The organism is Wolbachia endosymbiont of Nomada ferruginata, assembly GCF_001675785.1.
GTDB lineage: Bacteria > Pseudomonadota > Alphaproteobacteria > Rickettsiales > Anaplasmataceae > Wolbachia > Wolbachia pipientis.
In genome coordinates, this window is sequence record NZ_LYUY01000124.1 from 1 (window position 1) to 3,112 (window position 3,112).

Sequence of the window (3,112 nt, forward strand, 5' to 3'; positions counted from 1 at the left end):
TGTGTGCTGCAGTAACAAACAAAGTAATGTTTGTGAGAAGCTTTATTGAAGATGAAGGAAGGTCCTTCGAAATCGGTTTTCAGGAGCAGGTTTCAAACCACCTTAAGTGGCTCTATTTAAGAGATAGGGTCATAAGCGTTAAGGAAAAATCAGCGTAAGAGCTGGAAGGTGTGGATCAGAAAGGCGAACGTAAGTGAACCACTGATGAACGTGTCGAAAAGGGAAGTGAACATCGAAAGGAGGAGTGAGTCGTTCTCCTCTTAATGAGCTTACAAGAAACCTGATTACTGTGTAGGTGGTGTTCGGCATAAAGGTGGCGCGAGTCTGATCTGGGCTTTAATAAGGAACTGCAGGAACCAGTCGATTTGATGAAAAGCGAGATAAGCAAGAGGCTAATCCTCAAGCTTTAGAGTAGCAATGCAAATCACTGGGGCGGATCAACTCGTAGTAGTGAAGAAGTGGTTGTAATGACTATGGAGCGAAGGGGTTGAGCTAGTCGACTTTAGTAAATCATTCAACTTGAAGGAGGATGAAAATGATTGAACGAACAAAGCCTTTTGATATACCGAAATCTCTAGTGTTTTCGGCTTATAAAAGAGTTAAAGAAAACAGAGGAGGAGCAGGTATTGATGATCTAACAATTGAAAAGTTTGATCAAGACTTAAGCAAGAACCTTTACAAGCTATGGAATAGGCTATCTTCTGGTAGTTATTTTCCACCAGCAGTCAAGGCTTGTGATATAATTAAGACAGAAGGAGGAACAAGGACACTTGGGATACCAACTGTTGCCGATCGTATAGCACAGGAAGTGGTGAGAAGTGTTTTAGAACCAGAACTTGAGAAGGTATTTGATGAGGATTCATATGGTTATAGGCCAAATAAGTCAGCATTAGATGCCATAGGAAAAACGAGAAGGCGATGCTTCGACCAAGATTGGTTAATAGAGTTCGACATCAAGGGAATGTTTGACAACATAGACCACAATCTACTGATGAAAGCAGTCAGAAAGCATACCACAAATAAGTGGGTTCTCTTATATATACAAAGATGGCTAAGTGCAGAGATACAGCAAAAAGATGGGACAAAAATAAAGCGTCTCAGTGGGGTGCCGCAAGGGGGTGTAGTAAGTCCTATCTTAAGCAACCTATTTATGCACTACAGCTTTGATATGTGGATGAGAAGAGAATATCCAAGTGTAAAGTGGGCAAGATATGCTGATGATGGTGTTATACATTGTGTAAGCAAGAGTCAAGCACAACTAATTCTTGGTCAACTTGAACAGAGACTGAAGATTTGCAAATTGGAAATAAAACATACGAAGACCAAAATTATCTATTGTCAAGATGGAAAACGAAGGGATAATCATGAGAATGTATCATTTACATTTCTTGGATATGAATTTCGAAAAAGACTTGTACGAAATAGAAAAGATAGTAGTCTGTTTGTAAGCTTTACTCCAACTGTAAGTAAAGAAAGTCTGAACAAGATGAAGAAAGAAATTAGAAGCTGGAAATTTGCTAGAAGAACAAACTTGGAAATAGAAGATATATCACGAATATGTAATCCAATCCTGAGAGGATGGTTTAACTATTACGGGAAGCATCATATAACTGCACTAGATAGCATAATAAGAATGTTTAATAGGAAACTCAGAAAGTGGTTCCAGACAAAGTACAAAAAGCTGAGAGGACACAAAACCAAAGCAGCTAAGGTACTAGAAAGAACTGCAAAGAGCAGACCAAGTCTGTTTGTGCACTGGAAATTGAGTATAGGGTTAGGGCAATGACTAGTGGGAGCCTTATGAAGCGCGAGTTTCACGTAGGGTTCTGGAAGGGGCCAGGAGGGAAGTTCTCCTGGTCTACTCTCCATAGAGTTAGTTTCAGAGGCTAACTTAGACGCTTTTTGAGTAGAAGCATAAAAACTATTCAAATCACCTATGAAATGATCTGAAGGCAGAATTAACATTGTCTCGTTTTCATTGCAGAGAAGTGCAGCAATTAATATTGCCGCTGCTGTTCCAATTTTCACTGGTTCGAAAATCACTTTATATTCTTGCAGCGCATGTAATTCCTCCATCACTAATGACTCGTACTGTATATTTGTAGAAATTATGGGCGGCATATAATCGCTTTTTAGCCTCAACAAAGTGTTGTGAAACATAGTGTTCTGACTAAATATTTTCTGAAATTGCTTTGGCTTAGATAAAGGCCAAAGTCTGCTACCACTACCACCACACAATATTACAGGGCGCATTTAGTTAAGAAAGTTGATTAAATAATTAATATCTTATACTGAGGGCAAAATGCATGCAAGTTTTTGTTGTAAAATGATTAAATAGAGGGTAGGTATCAATTTAAAGTAATGGCTAAGGAGAGTGAGTGTGTGTAGCGCCTTGCCCTTGCTGTGAATTTCTTCTATTTTGTAATTTCTCAACATGACCTTTGCTTTTACCACTTAATATTTCATTACCCTTATTTTGTTCTTCCTCAGGACTCTTTAGTATTTCATTACTCTTGCTGATTCCTTTATCATTCTCTTGTTTCTTCAAGTCTTTTTCAATATCTGGCCTCCTGGCGTTAAGCTCTTTCCATGTGCCTATAATTGGGTCGAGATCAGGGCGATTTTCTTTTTGTTTTGCTTCTCTTTTACCATCTTTAACTACCTTAAAATCATTCTCTGCTTCTTTCCAGCATTCTTTCAATTGACATTCCAACATAGTTAAGTAAGCATCACCATATTTTTTCTTATTTGCTACAAACAATAAAATTGGAGCCTTAAGTATGGTAGCTCCCATATTCACTAAATTTTTTATTGCCATTGCAGGAGTAAATAAAAGATAACCAAAAGACTTTGCAATTGGGTTTTGTTTGCTTATTAAATGCTTCCCTAACTTTATAGGAAGAGAAGTCAACAATTTAGTACAAACTTTAGCCAAGCTTGTAGCAAAAACAATAGGAACAGATATGAGACTTTTATCTAGCTCTAGATTACCATTTTGATCTCTAATTTCTGAAAAATGGGTGCTTAGCTTCTTGTAATCACTAGTGTATAATAATTTTCCATTTCTTCCTTTTTCATCGACAACTTCCTGAACTTTACCTTCTTTATTTTT

General features: G+C 37.5%; 1 protein-coding gene and 2 pseudogenes. 1 reads left to right on the top strand and 2 read right to left on the bottom strand.

Annotation, left to right across the window (positions count from 1 at the left end):
• The first annotated feature begins 535 nt into the window (after positions 1-535).
• The gene (ltrA, locus tag BA053_RS05800; RefSeq protein WP_218914941.1) at positions 536-1,786 is read left to right on the top strand and encodes a group II intron reverse transcriptase/maturase; all 1,251 of its coding nucleotides are present in this window, start codon (positions 536-538) and stop codon (positions 1,784-1,786) included.
• 80 nt (positions 1,787-1,866) lie between these two features.
• Here ltrA and BA053_RS06950 read toward each other — a convergent pair.
• Positions 1,867-2,253 (bottom strand): annotated as a pseudogene (locus tag BA053_RS06950) (sugar phosphate nucleotidyltransferase); the annotation flags it as partial.
• A 112-nt stretch (positions 2,254-2,365) separates the two neighbouring features.
• Positions 2,366-3,112, bottom strand: a pseudogene (locus BA053_RS05805) (hypothetical protein); the annotation flags it as partial.

Excerpts from the sequence above, each read along its gene's own strand:
- ltrA (WP_218914941.1), top strand. The coding sequence starts at position 536 with ATGATTGAACGAACAAAGCCTTTTGATATACCGAAATCTCTAGTGTTT.